16 protein-coding genes are annotated in these 17,387 nt (G+C 59.9%); 14 read left to right on the top strand and 2 right to left on the bottom strand.

Annotated elements, in window-relative coordinates; translation table 11 throughout:
* The first annotated feature begins 130 nt into the window (after window positions 1-130).
* Entirely contained in the window at window positions 131-1,579 is a 1,449-nt protein-coding gene (locus FVE66_RS17110; protein WP_151448687.1) for an aldehyde dehydrogenase family protein, read from the top strand.
* Window positions 1,580-1,663: 84 nt separating this feature from the next.
* A complete protein-coding gene (locus FVE66_RS17105) occupies window positions 1,664-2,770 on the top strand; it encodes an NAD(P)-dependent alcohol dehydrogenase (RefSeq protein WP_151448686.1) in 1,107 nt (368 codons plus the stop codon).
* 54 nt (window positions 2,771-2,824) lie between these two features.
* On the opposite strand, the gene FVE66_RS17100 is transcribed toward FVE66_RS17105, so the two are convergent.
* A complete protein-coding gene (locus tag FVE66_RS17100; RefSeq protein ID WP_151448685.1) occupies window positions 2,825-3,727 on the bottom strand; it encodes a LysR family transcriptional regulator in 903 nt (300 codons plus the stop codon).
* 116 nt (window positions 3,728-3,843) lie between these two features.
* Here FVE66_RS17100 and FVE66_RS17095 point away from each other — a divergent pair, with 116 nt between their 5' ends.
* From FVE66_RS17095 to FVE66_RS17050, 10 genes are all read left to right on the top strand, one after another.
* The gene (locus tag FVE66_RS17095; RefSeq protein ID WP_151448684.1) at window positions 3,844-4,830 is read left to right on the top strand and encodes a 2Fe-2S iron-sulfur cluster-binding protein; all 987 of its coding nucleotides are present in this window, start codon (window positions 3,844-3,846) and stop codon (window positions 4,828-4,830) included.
* Window positions 4,831-4,874: 44 nt separating this feature from the next.
* Window positions 4,875-6,137 carry an aromatic ring-hydroxylating dioxygenase subunit alpha gene (locus FVE66_RS17090; RefSeq protein WP_151448683.1) on the top strand — a complete coding sequence of 421 codons (1,263 nt, stop codon included), beginning with the start codon at window positions 4,875-4,877 and terminating at the stop codon, window positions 6,135-6,137.
* Window positions 6,138-6,139: 2 nt separating this feature from the next.
* Entirely contained in the window at window positions 6,140-6,613 is a 474-nt protein-coding gene (locus tag FVE66_RS17085; protein ID WP_421830107.1) for an aromatic-ring-hydroxylating dioxygenase subunit beta, read from the top strand.
* Window positions 6,614-6,620: 7 nt separating this feature from the next.
* Window positions 6,621-6,935 (top strand): non-heme iron oxygenase ferredoxin subunit, encoded by a 315-nt coding sequence (locus FVE66_RS17080; RefSeq protein ID WP_151448681.1) that lies wholly within the window; start codon window positions 6,621-6,623, stop codon window positions 6,933-6,935.
* 112 nt (window positions 6,936-7,047) lie between these two features.
* On the top strand, window positions 7,048-8,220 hold the full coding sequence (locus FVE66_RS17075) for an ABC transporter substrate-binding protein (RefSeq protein ID WP_151448680.1): 1,173 nt from the start codon (window positions 7,048-7,050) through the stop codon (window positions 8,218-8,220).
* Window positions 8,221-8,242: 22 nt separating this feature from the next.
* Window positions 8,243-9,163 carry a branched-chain amino acid ABC transporter permease gene (locus tag FVE66_RS17070; protein WP_151448679.1) on the top strand — a complete coding sequence of 307 codons (921 nt, stop codon included), beginning with the start codon at window positions 8,243-8,245 and terminating at the stop codon, window positions 9,161-9,163.
* Complete coding sequence (locus tag FVE66_RS17065; protein WP_151448678.1) at window positions 9,163-10,209, top strand: branched-chain amino acid ABC transporter permease; 1,047 nt, start codon at window positions 9,163-9,165, stop codon at window positions 10,207-10,209. Before FVE66_RS17070 ends, FVE66_RS17065 begins: the two co-directional genes overlap by 1 nt.
* Window positions 10,206-10,958 carry an ABC transporter ATP-binding protein gene (locus FVE66_RS17060; protein ID WP_151448677.1) on the top strand — a complete coding sequence of 251 codons (753 nt, stop codon included), beginning with the start codon at window positions 10,206-10,208 and terminating at the stop codon, window positions 10,956-10,958. The genes FVE66_RS17065 and FVE66_RS17060 overlap by 4 nt, the downstream gene beginning before the upstream one ends.
* 24 nt (window positions 10,959-10,982) lie before the next feature.
* Window positions 10,983-11,711 carry an ABC transporter ATP-binding protein gene (locus FVE66_RS17055; protein ID WP_151448676.1) on the top strand — a complete coding sequence of 243 codons (729 nt, stop codon included), beginning with the start codon at window positions 10,983-10,985 and terminating at the stop codon, window positions 11,709-11,711.
* An 85-nt stretch (window positions 11,712-11,796) separates the two neighbouring features.
* Window positions 11,797-13,167, top strand: a complete 1,371-nt coding sequence (locus tag FVE66_RS17050; RefSeq protein WP_151448675.1) for an FAD-dependent oxidoreductase — start codon at window positions 11,797-11,799, stop codon at window positions 13,165-13,167.
* Window positions 13,168-13,194: 27 nt separating this feature from the next.
* Here the strand turns inward: FVE66_RS17050 and FVE66_RS17045 are convergent, their stop codons facing one another.
* Window positions 13,195-14,106: a LysR substrate-binding domain-containing protein gene (locus tag FVE66_RS17045; protein WP_151448674.1), complete on the bottom strand. Its 912-nt coding sequence runs from the start codon at window positions 14,104-14,106 to the stop codon at window positions 13,195-13,197.
* A gap of 1,359 nt (window positions 14,107-15,465) precedes the next feature.
* Between FVE66_RS17045 and FVE66_RS17040 the strand changes: the two genes are divergently transcribed.
* Both FVE66_RS17040 and FVE66_RS17035 read left to right on the top strand, forming a co-directional pair.
* Window positions 15,466-16,197, top strand: coding sequence for a DUF342 domain-containing protein (locus FVE66_RS17040; protein ID WP_151448673.1), 732 nt, complete (start codon window positions 15,466-15,468; stop codon window positions 16,195-16,197).
* On the top strand, window positions 16,194-17,105 hold the full coding sequence (locus tag FVE66_RS17035; RefSeq protein ID WP_151448672.1) for a bifunctional GNAT family N-acetyltransferase/nucleoside diphosphate kinase regulator: 912 nt from the start codon (window positions 16,194-16,196) through the stop codon (window positions 17,103-17,105). Before FVE66_RS17040 ends, FVE66_RS17035 begins: the two co-directional genes overlap by 4 nt.
* Window positions 17,106-17,387: the final 282 nt, after the last annotated feature.

The following is a 17,387-nucleotide window of genomic DNA, read 5'->3' as shown; positions in this document are numbered from 1 at the left end:
GTTCTCAACAACAAGCACGCTCCCATCCGCAAGCCATGACAGGCGCCGAAACAGGCACTGAAGCGGCGAAGTCCCGCCGGTGCTCCACGACAGTCGTGGTGCAACTCTTGGGCACATCACGCAGGGAAGAATGGAAACAGCAAAACACTACATTGATGGCGCCTGGCTGAACTCGGTCGCAGGCAGGGAAGATATCCGGAACGTGCTCGATCCGGCCACCTCCGAACCTGCCGCCCGGTTTGCCGAAGGCGCTGTCGCGGATGCACAAGCAGCAGTCGCCGCCGCAAAGCACGCGTTCCATGAGACGCCGTGGCGTCAGAGTCCCCGTGTGCGCGGCGACGTGCTGCTGGCATTCGCATCGCGCCTCGAGGAAAAGAAAGACCTGATCGCCGACTGGCTGGTCACCGTCAACGGCAAGCTCAAGCGCGAAGCGCTGGGCGAAATCATGGTCGGCATTTCCGAGTTGCGCTTCTATGCCGGTCTGGCGCGCACCCAATTCGGACGGATCATTGAAGTGGAGCCGGGCTGCTATTCCTCGCTGGATCGTGAGCCGGCGGGTGTAGCGGCCATCATTCTTCCCTGGAATGCGCCGGTGGCGCTCTTGATCCGCTCCCTCGCGCCAGCGCTGGCAGCCGGATGCACCGTGGTCATCAAGCCCGCCCATCAAACATCAATGGTCAACAACCTGGTTCTGGAATGCCTGGTGGACGACCCCCGACTTCCGTGCGGCGTGGTCAACTCGGTCATCGAGTCGGGTTCGGATGTGTCCCGCTTCCTGTGCGAATCGCCGGATGTCGATGTCATCAGTTTCACCGGCTCTACCCATGTGGGTAAGCTGATTGCCGAAAGCTCGGCCAAGACCTTGAAGCGGCTGTCGCTTGAACTCGGCGGCAAGGCGCCGGCGCTGGTGTTCGACGACTGCGACATGGACAAGACCGTGGCTGGCATTGTCGGCGGCGCGCTGGTGATCGCCGGTCAACAGTGCACGGCGATCTCGCGCGTGCTGGTTGCCGATTCAATTTACGAGGATTTCAGCGGCCGCCTGGCCAATGCCTTGAAGAACGTGCGCCTCGGCCCCGGCCAGGATCCACAGTCGCAGATGGGTTGCCTGATTGACTTGCGCAACCGCGACCGCATCGCCGGCCTGGTCGACCAGGCTGCGCAGGACGAAAAGCTGCTTGTGCGAGGCGATATTCCGACCGGACCGCTGGCGCGCGGCGCATTCATTCATCCGAGCCTGGTCGAGGTGCAAAACCTCGATTCGCCGCTTATTCAGCAGGAGTTGTTCGGCCCCTTGCTGGTGATCGAGCGCTTTGGCAGCGAGTCGGAAGCTGTCGCCCGGGCCAATGCCAGCCGCTACAGCCTGGCGTCGAGTGTCTGGACCCGCGACGGCCTGAAGGCGCGGCGCGTCGCCGCGAAACTCAAATTCGGGACCGTATGGAGCAATACCCATAACAAGCTGTTCGCCGAGGCTGAGACTGGAGGCTACGGCGACAGCGGCTATGGCAAGTTGCATGGGATCGAAGGCATGAATGACTTCTTGCAGACCAAGCATTTCTACTTCGAAACGAACGTTTGACGGCCGCCGGCGGACCGATAACGACTAAATGAACAGCGCGGTGCCGGCATCATTCGAACTGGCGTCGCAGCAAGAGACAGGGATATGGAGATTACAGCAGCAGTCAGCCGCACGACCGGCGAACCGATGTCGATCGAGAAGGTGCTCCTGGAAGAGCCGCGCGATAACGAGGTGCTCGTTCGCGTGGTTGCCACCGGCATCTGCCACACCGACGTGGCAATGCGTGACGCGTCAGGCCGGGTGCCAAAGCCCATCGTGTTGGGCCATGAAGGCGCCGGCATTGTCGAACGCACTGGAAAGGCGGTGCGCAAGGTCAAGCCAGGCGACCATGTGGTCATGAGCTTCGATTCCTGCGGCCAATGCCCGAGCTGCTATCGCGGCGATGCGGCGTACTGCCTGGAAAACAACCGCTACAATTTTGCCGGGCAGCGCAAGGATGGAAGCACTGCGCTGACGGCCGGCGGCACCAGGCTGCACAGTCATTTCTTCGGGCAATCCGCATTCGCGACGTATTCCATCTGCACCGAACGCAATGTCGTGCCGGTGCGCAAGGACATCTCTCTGGAATTGCTTGGCCCCCTGGGTTGCGGCATCCAGACCGGTGCGGGCGCGGTCATCAATTCCCTCAAGGCGCATGCGGGAAGCAGCATCGGCATCTTCGGCACCGGCTCGGTCGGCCTTGCCGCTGTCATGGCCGCGAAGCTGGCCGGCGCTGCCACCATCATTGCCGTGGATACCCAGCAGCAGCGCCTGGACCTGGCGCTGGAACTGGGCGCGACCCACGCAGTCAATGCGGCGCGCGAAGAGACTTTTGCGCAGGTGAAGGCAATCTGCCCGATTGGAATGGATTTCGCGGTGGACACCAGCGGCAACCTGGCGGTGATCAAGCAGGCGGTCGAACACCTCGCACCGCGTGGAGTCTGCGGCCTGATCAACTCCGCCAAGGGCGCCGATGCAAGCTTGAATATTCTGAACATGATGCTGGGCGCGCGCTCCGTGCGCGGCATCCACCAGGGCGACAGCGTGCCGGAGTTGTTCATTCCGCAGATGATCGAGCTCTACGCACAGGGCCGTTTTCCGTTCGACAAGCTGGTAACGTTCTACGAGCTGGAAAACATCAACCAGGCAATGGCCGACATGGAAGCCGGCAAGGCGATCAAGCCGATTATCAGGATGCCGCCGGCCAGGTAAAAATCGGCCTGCCGGCGGCACGCACCCCAAAGATTTCTTGCGGGTGGCGTGCCGCTAGTCTGCAAACGTGTCGGAAATAAGACTGCGCAGCCACTGGTTGTCGGGTTCCTTGTGGAATTTGGCATGCCAGAACAGGTTGATCCCGATTTCCGGAAGCGGCAAGGGGTGCGGCACATACCGCAGTCCAAAAGGCTCGATGCAAGCGCTCGCATAGCGTTCGGGCACGGTTGCCACCATGTCGGTCGTGGACAGGATATGGCCGACTGCGACGAAGTGCGGAACCGTCAGCACGATGTTCCGGGTAATCTTTTTTCGCTGGATGGATTCATCCACCTTGGCGTGGCCGGTGCCTTCGGCCACCACCACCACATGCTGCGCCTCCGCAAACTCGGCAGCGGTGATCTTCCCCTTGTCCAGGGCATGCCCTTTGCGGAACATGCACACATAACGTTGCCGGAACAGACGGCGCTGGAAATAGCCTGACTTCAGCTGTGGCAGCAGGCCGATCGCGAGATCGACATGCCCGGCCTCGATCTCGTCGCGCAGGTTGGCCGTGGTGCCGCGCACCGTGCTGATCGTCACGCCCGGGGCGATGCGCGCGAGCTCGGTCATCAGCCGCGGCAAAAGATAGATTTCCCCGATGTCCGTCACGGCGAGCGTGAATTTGCGCGTGCTCGTGGCCGGATTGAAATCCGATCTCAGGTTCAAGGTATCGCGGATCGTGCCCAGCGCATAAGCGATCGGCTCCGCCAGCCGGCTGGCGTAGGGGGTCGGCTCCATTCCCCTCGAGGTTCTCAGGAACAGGTCATCGCCGAGCATCTTGCGCAAGCGGCTAAGGGCATTGCTGACCGCTGGCTGGGTCAGCCCGAGCTTCACGGCCACGGCCGATACCCGCTTCTCGTGGATCAACTGGTCGAATACCACCAGCAGGTTCAGGTCGATCTCATTCAAGTCCATGCTTGGTCGCTATATTCATAAAATCAATACATAAAATTCACGGCAATCTATTTTCTAATACTACGGCGCTTCCTATAATTCCGCCACACCCGACGCTTCCCAAACAGGGCAGATCCATGGAATTGGTAGTACAGCCTTTAGACCGAACTCTGAAAATTACTTCAGGCGTGAACCTGCTGGAGACATTGCGCGCGAATGACATTCCGGTGTCCTACAGCTGCATGGCGGGCCGCTGCGGCACCTGCCGTTGCAAAGTGATTGAGGGCGAGGTCCTTGAGACAGGACGTGACGCGAAGATCACCAATCCCAACGAGGATCAGTACATCCTGGCGTGCATGAGCGTGCTGACCGAAAGCTGCACGATCGAGATTCCCGAGCCCGACGAAGTCGTCACCCATCCGGCGCGCATCATCAAGGCGTCGGTCGTGGCCATCGAGGACATGACCCACGACATCAAGCGCTTGCGCCTGCGCCCGGCCAAGCCGCTGGAATTCTCGCCGGGGCAATACGCCACATTGCAGTTCACCCCACAGCATATCCGGCCATATTCGATGGCGGGCCTGTCCGATGATGCAGAGCTCGAGTTCCATGTGCGCGTGGTTCCCGACGGCCGGGTGACCGGCTATATCGCCAGCGAGCTGAAGGTCGGCGACCCGGTCCGTGTCAGCGGGCCTTTGGGCACGGCCTATCTGCGCACCAGGCACGAAGGACCAATGCTGTGCGTGGCTGGCGGCACCGGCCTGGCACCTGTCCTTTCGATCGTCCGCGCCGCGCTGAAGGGCGGCATGCGCAACGACATTCATTTGTATTTTGGTGTGCGCACCCCGCAGGACCTCTATGGAGCGGACTGGCTGGCGGAACTTGCGGCGAACCATTCCAATCTGCATGTCCACATCGTCGTCTCGACTGGCAACGCGGCCCCGGGACAGCGCTCCGGGCTGGTTACCGATGCCGTCGCACAGGACCGGAAAAGCCTGGTCGGCTGGCGCGCATATCTGTGCGGTGCGCCGCCCATGGTCGAAGCGGCGACGATGCTGGTGAAGAACAAGGGAGTGTTGGCGGAACACGTTTATGCCGACGCCTTTTACGCAAGCGGCACGTGAATCGCAAGCCTGGCCGCAGCCATTCAAGCTTAAAGGAGATAGAGATGGGCGATGCCCCCGCAGCAGTCAACGAGGACCAGGTCTGGAAGGATCCCGGTTCGAGCCGCATACCATTCATGGCGTACACAGATGCGTCCCTGTACCAGCGTGAGTTGGAGCGTTTCTTCTACAAGGGACACTGGTGCTATGTCGGACTGGAAGCGGAGATTCCCAATCCGGGCGATTTCAAGCGGACAGTTGTGGGCGAGCGCTCGGTCATATTGATTCGCGACCAGGACGGTAGCGTCAACGTGGTCGAGAACGTGTGTGCTCATCGCGGCATGCAGTTCTGCCGCGAGCGTCACGGTAACAAGAAGGAATTGGTCTGCGCGTACCACCAGTGGAACTACAACCTGAAGGGTGACTTGCAGGGCGTGCCCTTCCGGCGCGGACTGAAGCAGGACGGCAAGGTGCTGGGTGGCATGCCGAAGGAATTCAAGATCGAAGAACATGGCCTCACCAAGCTCAAGGTCGCGACCCGTGGTGGCGTGGTGTTCGCATCCTTCGATCACGATGTGGAGAGCTTCGAGGACTACATGGGTCCGGAGATCCTGCATTACTTCGACCGACTGTTCAACGGCCGCAAGCTCAAGATCCTCGGCTACAACCGCCAGCGCATCCCCGGCAACTGGAAGCTGATGCAGGAAAACATCAAGGATCCTTATCACGCCGGCCTGTTGCATACCTGGTTCGTCAACTTCGGACTATGGCGGGCTGACAACAAGTCCAAGCTGGTGATGGATTCCCATCGGCGCCATGGCGCGATGTCCAATACGCGCGGCTCCGGCGGCCAGAACGAGGAGATTACCTCGGGGCTGTCGAGTTTCAAGCAATCGATGGAGATCAACGACAAGCGTCTTCTCGACATCGTGCCCGAGCCGTGGTGGAACGGTCCGACGGCCTGCATGATGACGATCTTCCCCAGTGTGATTTTCCAGCAGCAGGTCAATAGCGTGTCGACCCGGCATATCCGTCCCAACGGCACCGGTTCGTTCGATTTCGAATGGACGCACTTTGGCTTCGAGGACGACACGCCGGAAATGACGCAGCGCCGTCTGGTCCAGGCCAACTTGTTCGGCCCGGCCGGATTCGTTTCCGCAGACGACGGCGAAGTCATCGAGATGTCCCAATACGGATTTGAGCAGAAGCCGTTCCACCGCGCGGTCGCCGAGTTGGGGGGCTACGGCTTTGAGGACACGGACCACATGGTGACCGAAGGCCTGATCCGCGGGATGTACAGCTATTGGCGCAAGATAATGGAGGTATGACCATGAAAGACATGCAGAAATATCTGGAGCTCGTGAGTCTGTATGCGCAATATGCCGCGGCGGTCGATGCCAACGATTGGGAAAAGTGGATCGATTTCTTTGCAGAGGACTGCGAATACAAGGTGCAGCCTCGCGAAAACTACGAGCGCAACCTGCCCTTGGCGACGCTGAACCTGATCAGCCGCGGCATGCTCAAGGATCGCGCCTATGGCATTCGCGAGACCTTGTTCCACGATCCTTACTACCAGCGCCATGTGGTCGGCATGCCTTTTGTCCTGAAGACCGAAGGCGACTGCATCATCTCGGAAGCGAACTACGCTGTGTTCCGCACCAAGCTCAACGGCGACTCCACGGTATTCAACGTGGGACGCTACCTCGACCGTGTCCGCTGCAGCGACGAGGGAATGAAGTTCGAGTCAAGGGTGTGCATCTATGACAGCGAGATGATCCCCAACTCCCTCATTTATCCCATTTAGAACTGATATGGCTGAAAACTGGACAGACGTAAGTACCGTGGACGCGGTCCCGGAAGATGATGTGGTCGGCGTGGAGGCGGGCGGCAAGGACCTTGCGCTCTACAGTGTGGACGGGCAGGTGTACGCCACCGACAACCTCTGCACGCACGGCAATGCGCGCCTGTGCGATGGCTTCCTCGAAGGCTTCGAGATCGAATGTCCGCTGCACCAGGGAAAGTTCGACATACGCAACGGCAAGCCGCTGTGCGCTCCGCTGGTCGACGCCATTCGCATCTATCCGGTGAAGGTAGAAGAAGGGCGTGTACTGGTGAATCTGGGTTGAGTTCTCGCCTGCTGATTGGTTGATGCCGTTTGCCGTAATTACGACCGGCCTGATTCAAGCCGGTCGATTGCTTATTTGATTGATACACCACCTGAGAAAACTGGAGACAAACATGACGTTCCCCAAAATTTTGCCAATCGTCGTTACCGCTGCGCTCATGGGCGCGTCCTCACTGGCCGCCGGCCAGGTAAAAATCGGCCTGTCGGCGACGCTGTCGGGCAACCAGGCAATGGTCGGACAGGACCAGGTGGATGGCTTTCAGCTTGCGGTCGAACAATTTGGCGGCAAGCTTGGCGGACAGCAGGTGAGCGTGGTCAAGGAAGACGACCAGTTGCGGCCTGAAGTCGGCAGCCAGATATTCCGCAAGTTCATCGACAAGGACAAGGTCGACGCCATCGTTGGCCTGGGCTACTCGAATGTATTCATGGCGGGCCTGAAGAGCATCGTGGAATCCGGCACGGTAGCGCTGGCCACGACCGCAGGCCCGTCGCCGGTGGCTGGCGCCAGTTGCGCGCCCAATGTGTTTTCCATGGCATGGCAGAACGACGGATCGGCCGAAGCGATGGGCAAGTTCGTGCAGGAGAAAGGCCACAAGAAGGTATACCTGATGGCGCCGAACTATCAGGCGGGCAAGGACATGCTGGCCGGCTTCAAGCGCTACTACAAAGGTGAGGTTGTCGATGAGGTCTACACCCAGGTGGGCCAGGCCGACTACTCGGCGGAAATCGCCCAGCTGCAGGCAGCCAAGCCGGATGCGGTGTTCGTGTTCTACTCGGGCGGCATGGGCATCAACTTCGTCAAGCAGCTGAACCAGGCAGGACTGCTGGGCAAGCTGCCGATGTACTCGGTGTACACGGTGGACGCAACCACCATGCCGGCGCTGCGCGACGCAGCGGTCGGAAGCGTGACCGGCATCATGTGGGACGCCGCGCTGGACAATGCGCCGAACAAGAAATTCGTCACCGCGTTCGAGGCGAAATACAAGCGCACGCCGAGCCAGTACGCAGCCACCGCATTTGATGCGGCCCAGGTGCTGGATGTCGCGATCCGCAAGATGAATGGCAAGCTTGCGGACAAGAAAGCGTTCGCTGCGGCAGTGAAAGCCGCCGGCAGCGAAATCAAGTCGGTGCGTGGACCGTTCAAGTTCAACGTCAACAACATGCCGATCCAGAACTACTACGCGTTCCAGGTGGTCAAGGCAGCGGGACAGCCGGTCATGAAGCTGATCGGCACGCCGATGACCGAGCACAAGGACGCTTATTACGCCAGGTGCGGCGCGAAATAACGAGAGAAATGAGGAGCAGATCATGGCCTTGAGCCTGGTACTTCCACAGTTGTTGAACGGACTGCAGTTCGGCGTCTTGCTGTTCCTGCTGGCGGCGGGGCTGACCCTGGTGTTCGGCATCATGAGCTTTGTGAATCTTGCGCACGGCTCGCTGTACATGATGGGCGCCTATTTCGCGGCTACCGCATTCAATCTCAGTGGTTCGTTCCCGGTCGCGGTTGTCGCGGCGGTCGCCGGCTGCATTGTGCTTGGGTTCCTGCTGGAGAGGCTCGCGGTATCGCGCCTGTACAGCCGTGACCACCTGGACCATGTGCTGGCGACCTTCGGCATGATGCTGTTCTTTAATGAAATAACGCGGATCGTCTGGGGACCCCAGCCCTATTTCCTTCCCGTCCCGGTATCCCTGGAAAGCACCGTTGACCTGTTCGGCATCAGCTATCCGGCTTACCGCTTCGCCATCATCGTCGTCGGACTGGCGGTCGCCATCGGCGCGCACCTGCTGATGCACAAGACGCGCCTAGGCATGTTGATACGCGCTGGTTCGGTCAACCCGAAAATGGTCGGTGCCCTCGGCGTCAACATCAAGTTCCTGAATGCGCTGCTGTTCGCACTGGGCGCCGGACTCGCAGGCCTGGCCGGCGTCATGGCCGGACCTATCCTGTCCATCCAGTCAGGCATGGGTGAGCCGGTCCTGATCACTGCGCTGGTGGTGATCGTGATTGGCGGAATCGGCTCGGTCAGCGGAGCGTTCTACGCCGCGCTGATCGTCGGTATCGCCGACACCATGGGCCGCGCATTCCTGCCCATGCTGCTGCGCGAGATGATGAGCCGCGAGGTCGCCAACGCGGCCGGACCGGCGCTGGCATCGATGCTGGTCTATGTATTGATGGCAGTAGTGCTCGCAGTCAGGCCGCAAGGCCTGTTCCCCGCAAGGAGAAGTTGATGTTGTCCAAAAAGTCCTTGGCCAGGACCAGCGTGCTGGTGCCACTGCTGTTCCTCGCCGTCCTGGCGGCAGTGCCCTTCGTGGCCCATTTCATGGAACAGCCGTTCTATGTCACTTTCTTTGCCCGCATCATCATCTATGCGATTGCCGCCACCGCACTGAACCTGGCTTTGGGCTACGGCGGCCTGGTCAGCCTGGGGCATGCGCTGTTCTTCGGACTGGGCGCCTACAGCGTCGCCATTCCGGCGTTCCACGGAATCGACAACGGCTGGGTCCACCTGCTGGTGTGCATCGCCAGTTGCGGCCTGGTCGGCCTGCTCACCGGCGCCATCAGCCTGCGCACCTCGGGAATCGCCTTCATCATGATTACCTTGGCTTTCGCGCAAATGGGCTACTTCGTTTTCATGAGCCTGAAGCAATACGGCGGTGACGATGGCACTACCATTTCGTCCACAAGCAAGTTGCTCGGGCTGGACCTGGGAAGCCCCAATACTCTCTATGCAGTCGGACTCGTCATCCTGGTACTGGCGACGTGGTGGATGGCGCGCCTGCGGATCTCTCCGTTCGGCATGGTGTTGCGTGGCGCGCGGCAGAACCCGGCCCGCATCAATGCGATCGGTTTTCCAGGGCGGCGCTACCAGCTGTCAGCCTATGTGCTGTCGGCGGTGCTGTGCGGCATCGCCGGCATGCTGCTCGCCAACCTCAATGCGTTCGCCTCTCCGACCACGTTGTCCTGGATTATTTCCGGCGACCTGATCGTGATGGTGGTCCTGGGCGGCATAGGCTCCGTATTCGGGCCGCTGCTGGGTGCGATTGCCTTCCTCGGAATGGAAGAAGTCCTCAAAGCCGTGACTGAATACTGGTTGGCGATTTTCGGTCCGATCATTCTCCTCGTGGCACTGCTTGGCAAGACAGGAATTCTGGGGCTGCTGGAGAAATTCGACAGCCAGCTCGAACTGGGCAATGCAAAAGCCAAGGCAGCAGGCAAGGCAGCCGCGCTGGCGGACAGCGGTCCGCTGTCAATGAAGGCAGGAGAGATGCCATGACTGCAAGTGCACTGCGTACCGAGGCGCTGATCAAGCGCTATGGCGGGATCCTGGTCACCGACCATGTCTCGATCGACATCAGGCCAGGGGAATTGCACGCCATTATTGGCCCCAACGGGGCCGGCAAGACGACGCTCATCAACCAGCTGTCGGGTGAGCTTCCATCCGATGAAGGCAGGGTGCTGTTCGCCGGCGCCGATGTGACGGCGTTGCCCATCCATCAGCGCGCGCGCCTGGGGCTGCTGCGTTCTTACCAGATCACCTCCATCTTCGAGGAATTCACGGTGCGTGAAAACATCGTGCTCGCCGCAATGGGGGCCAAGGAACACGCCTTCCGGTTCTGGCAGCCAATGCTCAAGCGCCGCGGGCTGGACGATGCTGCCGAGGACGCGCTGCAGGCCGCAGGCCTGGCGGACCGCAGCGAAGTGCCGGCCGCCGACCTGGGCTACGGTGAACGGCGCCAACTGGAGCTGGCCATGGCCCTGGCGGCGCAGCCGAAATTCCTGCTGCTCGACGAGCCGATGGCAGGCATGAGCGTGCAGGAGTCGAGCGCCGTGGTGTCGCTGCTGCAGCGACTGAAAGGCAGCTATTCGATCCTGCTCATCGAACACGACATGGATGCAGTATTCGCCTTGGCTGACCGCGTTACGGTGCTGGTCTATGGCAGCGTATTGTTTACTGGCACTCCCGATGAAATCAGGAACCATGCGGAAGTCAGGGCGGTGTATCTCGGCGAAGAAGAAGCATAGAGAAGCGCCCAGGAGACGAAAAGAATGAATGCATTGTTGAAAGTCCGGGATCTGCAGGCGTCCTATGGGCACGCGCAGGCGCTGTTCGGCGTGTCGTTTGATGTGAATCGGGGGGAAGTCGTCACGCTGCTTGGTCGCAACGGCATGGGGCGTTCCACGACCATCAAGTGCCTGTTCGGTTTGTTGCCGGCGACGTCCGGTAACATTGAATTCACTGGCAAGTCGATTAACGGGATGCCCTCGTACAGCATCGCGCGGCTCGGCCTGGGGCTGGTGCCGGAAGGACGTCAGGTATTCCCGAATCTTTCGGTGGAAGAGAACCTGGTCGCCACGGCACGGAAAGCGCGCACCGGTGGCGACGGTGATTACAGCCTGCAGGAATGGACACTGGACCGCGTCTACAAATTTTTCCCGCGGCTGCGCGAGCGGCGCACCAACTTGGGGTGGCAACTGTCCGGCGGCGAGCAGCAGATGCTGGCTATCGGGCGCGCACTCATGACCAATCCGCAATTACTGGTGCTTGACGAGGCGACCGAGGGACTGGCGCCGCTGATCCGCGCGGAGATCTGGAATGCTTTGACCGAATTGAAGCGGGAAGGCCTGTCGCAGATTATCATCGATAAAAACATCCGCGCCGTGCTCAACCTGGCCGACCGCCACTATGTGCTGGAGAAGGGGAAAGTGGTATGGCAAGGCAGTTCCGACGACCTGCGCACCGAGGAACACGTCATTCATCAATATGTAGGGGTCTAGGTTCGCGGCAAGCAGGCGACAAATGGTGAAGCTGGATTCGCTGTCTTCAGGCTGCATGAATTGCCGTCATCCGGATCATTGATCGGTGCTGGTGCCAACACCAGATGGGGCCGGCCCGGGCCGCAACTGCAAAAAAACTCAAGACCTGTTCTCGAATCGTCATTTGCCATCTCCTTGCTTTGACAAATATGATTGCCGACACGCTGCCGGGTGTCCATGGCGCAGAGCTCACCAGAGCTGTCAATCAACAGGAGATTCAATGAAAAGCAATTCCCGTCCCGTCATCGTCGCCGGCGCTGGACCCGTAGGCATGAGCGCGGCCGCCGATCTGGTTCGCCAGGGCATTCCAGTCCTGGTGCTTGAGAAGAACGCCACATTGAGTCTGGAGTCGCGCGCCTCGACCTTTCATCCTTCCACGCTCGACATGCTGGATGATCTCGGATTCGCCAAGACGCTGATCTCCGAAGGCCTGATCGCTCCCAAGGTGCAATACGGGAGCATGATCGATGGCGAATTGGGCACGTTCGACTTTGCCGACATTTCCGATCTCACCCGGCATCCGTATCGTCTCCAGGCGGAGCAATTCAAGCTCACGCGTATCATCCTGGACGCGCTCAAGGACCACCCGCTGTTCGAGATCCGGTTTGATAGTGAAGTGACGGCCATCCGCCAGGATGACGACGGTGTCGAGATCGACCTTGGCGGCGCAGCAAACGAGACGCTCCGATGCGATTGGCTGATTGGTGCGGACGGCGCCAACAGCATTGTCCGCCGCGCCCAGGATATCGAGTTCACGGGCTTCACCTGGCCGGAGCGCTTCCTGGTTGTCACCACGCCGTTTGACGTCTATTCGGTACACCCTGACGTCACTTCTGTCAGCTATTGGGCAGATCCCGATCGTTGGCACTTCTTCCTCAAGATCATCGGCGCATGGCGGATCATGACTCCGGTCGCCGCAGATGTGAGCGATGAGCTTGCCACCAGCGATGCGTTCGCCCGCAACTCCGTGGCGCGCGCCTTGCCCGGCGTCGAGAACGTTCCGATCGAGCACGTCACCTTGTACCGCGTTCACCAGCGGGTGGCCGGGAATTTCCGCAAGGGCCGTACATTCCTTGCCGGCGATGCAGCCCATATCAACAATCCCCTGGGCGGAATGGGCATGAATGGCGGCATTCACGATGCCCTGAACCTGACAGCGCTGCTGGGCCCTGTAATCCAGGGCGCCCAGCCGTCCGGCACCCTGGATGCCTACGATCGTCAACGCCGGGCGGTGACCATGGACGCAATCCAGGTAGGAACCATCAAGAACAAACGCAACCTGGAAGCCAAGACCGAGGAGGATCGGGAGGCGTTCAAGAAAGAGATCCGGGAAGCGATGACTGATAAAGAGAAGGGCCGCGCCCTTTTGCGCCGCATTTCAATGATCGAAAGCCTGGATCGAGCCGCAAGCCTCTAAGGGGCCGGCAAGAGTTCGGGCGGGGCGTCAGCCAGGGGCAGACTTTTCTCGGAAGAGGCGGGTCTGCTCCTGGAGCCATTGCCGGAAGGCCTGCAATGCAGGCTCTTCCGCCTTGTCCTCCGGGAACGAAAAATAGTAGGCGCCTTGCGTCTGGATGGTGGTCGTCGACAGGACCTTGAGCGACCCGGACTGGAGCTGGCTTTCGATCAGGAATGTGGGCAGCAATGCCACGCCCTGTCCGCAAGACGCTGCGCTGATCAGCATCGACTGTACTTCGAATTGCGGGCCCTTCATGTAGTTCGGTGCGCTTTGCCCGGCTGCGGCTGCCCAGTCATTCCACGCATCGGGCCGCGACATCAGGTGCAACAAACGATGATTCGGAAGATCGTCCGGTGCAAGAGTCTCCATGGCCTGTGCCAGCTGCGGGCTCGCGACGGGAACCAATACTTCATCGAACAGGAAATCCGAAATGGCGCCAGGCCAGGTCGAGTTCAGGAAGCAAAGTGCCCCGTCCAGATGCGACTCGCTGAAAAGGAATCGCTTGCTGCGTGAGCTCAGGCTTATCGTCAGGTTCGGATGAGCCTGATAAAAAGACGACAATCTTGGAATCAACCAGAGGGAGCCGACAGTAGGAAGCACCGCGATTTCGAGGGTGGTGGCGGCACCTTCCGTGGCCATCACTTCGCGCGTATCGCGTTCCAGGCGCTCAAGGGCAATGCCGACGTCACGGGCATACGCCACGCCGGCGCCGGTCAATGACAATCGCTTCCGGACCCGATTGAACAGCCGCACACCCAGCTGTTCTTCCAGTATTGAAATTTGCCGGGACACCGCGCTCTCCGTGAGCGCGAGTTCGTCCGACGCAAGCGTAATGCTCTGATGCCGCGCAGCGGCCTCAAAGGCAAGCAGGGAATTCAAGCTGGGGATGCGCCGACGCATTCCGCCCTTCGCAAAGGTGGAGACCGCGTCAGGATAAATTGTTTAACACCCCGTCGCAACGACTTTGGGGGAGCGGGGCCGTGGTGAAGGTCGAATCTGCGGGAGCGACAGCGTCGCACCCGTAGTGCGATCTAAGTCGAGCCGTATTCAGGAATACTCCAATCCTTCTCTTTGAGATCACCAGTTTGATGGAAGTGGCGGACTAGATCGACGAATGCCTAGCGATACAAGGCTTACCTAGCTAGCCTCGTTCACGTAACAGGGGATTTACGGATATGGACAATACTACTTGCTTGCAGGTAACACAACGGCGCGGCATTTTTCTGGCGCGACTGTGCGCTAGTAGCTGCTCGGCGTCCGGACGGCCGGAACACACTCTGAAAATTGCCGGACGCAAAATCGCTGGATAGGTGCGGTGCTAAAAGCAATGTGGGCACCGCAATGGTGCCCACATTCATACAAACTTGGCTCCCCAAAGCATTCAAATCTGAGCACTGGATTGTTATGCTTCCTTTCACCATGAACGCCGCAGTTCTTGGCGCATCGAGCACTTCATGCTGACTCTCCTTCCCATATCGACTACTTCGGTGCCACGCGTGGAGAGTTACAAGCGGAAATGATGAAATCCATGTAACTTAATATGGAGTTGATGAACGATTTTAAATCTCCTAGAGATAGGTCCGATGCATTGTCGTTGTGCTGAACGATGTTGTTTCTTCAAGTGACAATTGATTGCATTAGCTCCTTGCCCAGCGGGTCGATTTGACACTGTTTCTGGCGACGAGTTATAGTTCTCCCATGGCTGATTTCCCGCTCTCCGCCCCAATCGTCTTCGCGCCCTGTGCTGCCGCGAAGAGGGGTGGTGCCGCGTCGCTTCACTCGGAGCGCTCAGGAGTCTGCTCGATTACCGCAGATTCCTAGGCCCGGCGATACGCTTTCCCCCAATAGCGCAATAAAACTATCGCCGGGCTCACTGAAGCGAGCTGGCGGCTGACCGTTGTCGGTGCCGCCCTTTCAGAACTCGCCATATTTCCCTGCTTCACATCGTCATTGTGCTTACCGCACGCCGCGTCCATTCGCCTGATCCTTTAGCGATTGCCAGCGGCGGCAGCGCGATTCCGTTACCGCACCATCTGGTGCGGGCTAATACTTGCCATCCAGGAGTTTTATGAACGTCCATAACCGCAGCATCTGGCCGCCACCGGGAGCCTACAACCTCAACCACCTGGCGCGCGCCCGCTGCCCGACACGGCGCATTGCTGCAGCTGCTGCAGCAATTAGTCTGTGGTTCCGGGTAGTCCACTTGCCGGACGATGCCGCCTCCCCCGTGATCAATCGGTCGAATAAGGAGTGAGAGCGATGGATATCTCGCGTCAATTTGTCCGGCAGAAAAATCCCTGTGCCGATGGATTCCGCTGGTTCATGCGCCATTTTCAGGAAGGCTCTGACTACCAGCCCCTGCTCGACGCGCTCGTGGCAGCCGGGCGGATCTCTGATGCCAGTTGGCTGATGGATCAGTTCGGGCCGACCAAGGCGGTGCTTGAAGTCGATGCGCTGGAAGCGGACGCTGTGGTGTTCGCCGGCAGCCTGCTGGCTCGTGGCCCGATCGATGTGGACACCGTGCTGCGCATCGGCGGCAGTTTGCGCGCCGAGTCCGGCATTCCGGTCGGTCGCACCCTGCAGGTTGGCGAAGACCTATGGGCGGCCGGAAATGTCCGCTCGCTGGGCTGCCTGCAAGTGGAGGGGGATGTGCGTGCCGACTGGAACATGCTGGTGGAGGAGCGCTTGGACTGCGGCGGCGACCTGCGCGTCGGCTGGGATGTCGAGGTGGGTACGGATTGCGCGATTGGCGGCCAGACGACGGTGGGCGGTGATGTCGCGGTCGGCGCCACCCTGAAGTGCCAGGGCAATCTCCGCGTCCGGGGCGCTCTGAAGGTCGGTGGCAGCGTCTGGTCTGCGCAGGGCATCGAGGTGAATCAGGGTATCGATGTCAGCGAGCATCTGGAAGCGTCCTGGGGGATCGTCTCTGGCAAGTCCATCGTCGCTTTGTCCTTGTCTTCCCCAACCCCTGCAGGAGTCATTAATCAATGAACGCACCTTTCGTTTCCCTGTGTCCCGAGATCACCCGGGCAAACGCGCTGACGCTGATGGACTGGCTGGATGACGAGGATGTCACCCGCTTTCTGAGCGATTCGCGCCACGTCTCCCGGTTGATCGAGCAGGTCATCGGTCGGGTCCAGTTGCCGATCTTGACCCATCTGTTCAACCAGGGTGGCAGGTTCTTCATGGCCTACGATCAGCACGACGTGCCAGTGGGCTTCGTGCGTCTCGTCAAGATGGGTCTGGACTGCGAGATGGTCCTGGTCATCGGCGACCGCGATAACTGGGGCCGCAAGCTCGGCGCCAGCGCTATCTGCGAAGGCATGAAGCTCGCCTTCTTCGAGATGCGGGCGGAGAGGCTCATCGCCAAAATCCACCCGGAGAACGTGCGATCACTGAACGCTTTCCTGCGTAGCGGCTTTTTGCCGGAAAGCGAAACGCCGACGATGAAGTCCCTGGTCATGAGCTCGGCGCGCTATCTCCGGCTCTTGCGCGAACGCCCTGTGGTTCACCTCGGCGAGATCTACGTCACCGAGATCGACAAAGCACGGCTCAGGAATCTGATCGACCTCGAACAGGACTCCGATATTTTCGAGCTCGAGCATGAGATCGAGCGAGCCATCGTCGTCGATCCCAGGAAAGTGGCCGAGGATGTTGTCACGATGAACTCCCGGGCCTTGCTGCAGGTGAACGACGAGGAAGTAGAAGTCGCGCTGGTTTACCCCGCGGAGGCAGACGATCGCGCCGGGAAACTATCGGTTTGCTCAGGCATCGGCACCGCGATACTGGGCTACAAGGAGGGCGATGCATTTAGCTGGCGGATTCCGAACCGAACCTGCCATATCCGGATTGGGAAAGTGCTTTATCAACCGGAAGCTGAGGGCGATTTCGACCGATAGGTCTGCACGCTACGCAACCGCTGCAGGTCACGCATGAGCGCTCGGGCCGGCTGCGATTCGGCGGTAGCTCCTCGGCACAATCGACCGATTGCTGCTGGAAGCTGATCTTCGATCCCACGCGATACTAAGGTCTGCATTGCGTCGAATGCAGACACTTGTGTCCGGTAATTCGACCGCCGCCGCGCGTGCCATTGTCCACCTCGTGCTGTTGGGGTAATCCTCCCATTTTTAGCGGTCTGCATTGGTAGAGACTATGCGGATCCGATTCGCCGCAGCGTTGAG

Origin of the sequence: Lacisediminimonas profundi, assembly GCF_008831265.1 — a bacterium.
GTDB classification, from domain to species: Bacteria; Pseudomonadota; Gammaproteobacteria; order Burkholderiales; family Burkholderiaceae_D; genus Lacisediminimonas; species Lacisediminimonas profundi.
This window is presented reverse-complemented; position numbering and strand designations above follow the sequence as displayed.

Coding starts and splice junctions, on each gene's coding strand:
- FVE66_RS17045 (WP_151448674.1), bottom strand. CDS start 14,106: ATGCGTCGGCGCATCCCCAGCTTGAATTCCCTGCTTGCCTTTGAGGCC.
- FVE66_RS17055 (WP_151448676.1), top strand. CDS start 10,983: ATGAATGCATTGTTGAAAGTCCGGGATCTGCAGGCGTCCTATGGGCAC.
- FVE66_RS17090 (WP_151448683.1), top strand. CDS start 4,875: ATGGGCGATGCCCCCGCAGCAGTCAACGAGGACCAGGTCTGGAAGGAT.
- FVE66_RS17035 (WP_151448672.1), top strand. CDS start 16,194: ATGAACGCACCTTTCGTTTCCCTGTGTCCCGAGATCACCCGGGCAAAC.
- FVE66_RS17060 (WP_151448677.1), top strand. CDS start 10,206: ATGACTGCAAGTGCACTGCGTACCGAGGCGCTGATCAAGCGCTATGGC.
- FVE66_RS17105 (WP_151448686.1), top strand. CDS start 1,664: ATGGAGATTACAGCAGCAGTCAGCCGCACGACCGGCGAACCGATGTCG.
- FVE66_RS17080 (WP_151448681.1), top strand. CDS start 6,621: ATGGCTGAAAACTGGACAGACGTAAGTACCGTGGACGCGGTCCCGGAA.
- FVE66_RS17070 (WP_151448679.1), top strand. CDS start 8,243: ATGGCCTTGAGCCTGGTACTTCCACAGTTGTTGAACGGACTGCAGTTC.
- FVE66_RS17100 (WP_151448685.1), bottom strand. CDS start 3,727: ATGGACTTGAATGAGATCGACCTGAACCTGCTGGTGGTATTCGACCAG.
- FVE66_RS17040 (WP_151448673.1), top strand. CDS start 15,466: ATGGATATCTCGCGTCAATTTGTCCGGCAGAAAAATCCCTGTGCCGAT.
- FVE66_RS17095 (WP_151448684.1), top strand. CDS start 3,844: ATGGAATTGGTAGTACAGCCTTTAGACCGAACTCTGAAAATTACTTCA.
- FVE66_RS17075 (WP_151448680.1), top strand. CDS start 7,048: ATGACGTTCCCCAAAATTTTGCCAATCGTCGTTACCGCTGCGCTCATG.
- FVE66_RS17065 (WP_151448678.1), top strand. CDS start 9,163: ATGTTGTCCAAAAAGTCCTTGGCCAGGACCAGCGTGCTGGTGCCACTG.
- FVE66_RS17085 (WP_421830107.1), top strand. CDS start 6,140: ATGAAAGACATGCAGAAATATCTGGAGCTCGTGAGTCTGTATGCGCAA.
- FVE66_RS17110 (WP_151448687.1), top strand. CDS start 131: ATGGAAACAGCAAAACACTACATTGATGGCGCCTGGCTGAACTCGGTC.